The following is a 1,387-nucleotide window of genomic DNA, read 5'->3' on the forward strand; positions in this document are numbered from 1 at the left end:
CATTAGTGTCCGATAAACATTTTTAAAAGCGGGATTTCCAAGAAGGATTTCCCGCTTTATTTATATCTTGGTTTTTACCACAAAACTATAGATATGAACAAAAGTAAAAATTTCAGCGGACAACCCATTATCAAACAGGTTTTAAACTTCCTTGACGCCAAGGATATTTATCGGACAGCAAAGAAGCACAATAGTGACAGGTATACCAAGAAGTTCACGACCCATGAGCATTTGGTCACGATGATATTCGCCGTTATCAGTGGCTGTAGCTCACTTCGTGAGGTCTCCAGCATAATGCTTGCCTGTGAGGGCAAGATCAACCACTTGGGCCTAGCGGACTTTCCAAAACGCAGCACCTTGTCCGATGCCAACAAACGCAGGAGCTCAGAAGTCTTCGCTGATATTTACGCAGGCCTTTATAAGCGCTATCGTCGATTTTTATCGGACAGCAGAACCAGGGAGCCTGCCATAAAAAACCTTAAAATAGTCGATTCATCAACAATAACCCTCTTTAGCGATATCCTAAAAGGTGTTGGCCGCAACCCGCTTAACGGCAAAAAGAAGGGCGGGATAAAGATGCACACGATGATCAATGCGATGGAAGATGTTCCCTGCCTGATAAAATTTTCAAGTGCGGCAACGCACGATCACCTATTTTTAAAAGAACTTGACCTAAAAAGGGGCTCTTATATTGTGTTCGATAAAGGATATATAGATTACCAACAATACCAGAAATGGACGTTGGACGAGATCTACTTTGTGACCAGGCAAAAGAGCAACGCCCGCTACACAAGCCTTGAGGAGTTTGATATACCGGACAACGTGGACGATGCTGTCCTGAAGGATGAAAAAATAACGCTTGCCGATAAAGATGATAACGAATTTTACCTGCGAAGGATAGCTTTTTGGCACCAGGAGAAGCGCAAGGTATACGAGTTCATCACCAACAACTATGAACTAGAGGCCGACAAGATCACCGATATCTACAAAAATCGCTGGCAGATAGAGACCATGTTCAAACGGCTGAAACAGAACTTCCCGCTCAAATACTTTCTGGGAGACAACCAAAACGCAATAGAGATCCAGATCTGGGTGAGCCTGATCATCCAGCTTATAATGCTTGTAATACAGAGAAAAGCGCAGAGAAGATGGGCGTATTCCAATATGATGTCCGTAATACGATATCATCTGATGACCTATATAGACCTGTTCAAGTTCCTGAGGGACCCTGATTCCAAATGGGAGGAGATTACCACAAAAAACATTGGACAATTGAGTCTTTTCGACCCTTAGGGGGTTCTGTTTTGAAAACAGGAACCCAATTCAGTAAAATATGGCAATGACAAAGCTATTTTTACTACTTTAGATTTTTATCGGACAACAATGA

Annotated in this window: 1 protein-coding gene; it reads left to right on the forward strand. The window is 42.5% G+C overall.

Annotated features, from left to right (window positions below; genetic code table 11):
• Positions 1–93 precede the first annotated feature (93 nt).
• Positions 94–1,293 (forward strand): IS4 family transposase, encoded by a 1,200-nt coding sequence (locus J4051_RS18805; RefSeq protein WP_208235428.1) that lies wholly within the window; start codon positions 94–96, stop codon positions 1,291–1,293.
• Positions 1,294–1,387: the final 94 nt, after the last annotated feature.

The sequence above is a fragment of the Gelidibacter pelagius genome (assembly GCF_017581925.1).
Lineage (GTDB): Bacteria > Bacteroidota > Bacteroidia > Flavobacteriales > Flavobacteriaceae > Gelidibacter > Gelidibacter pelagius.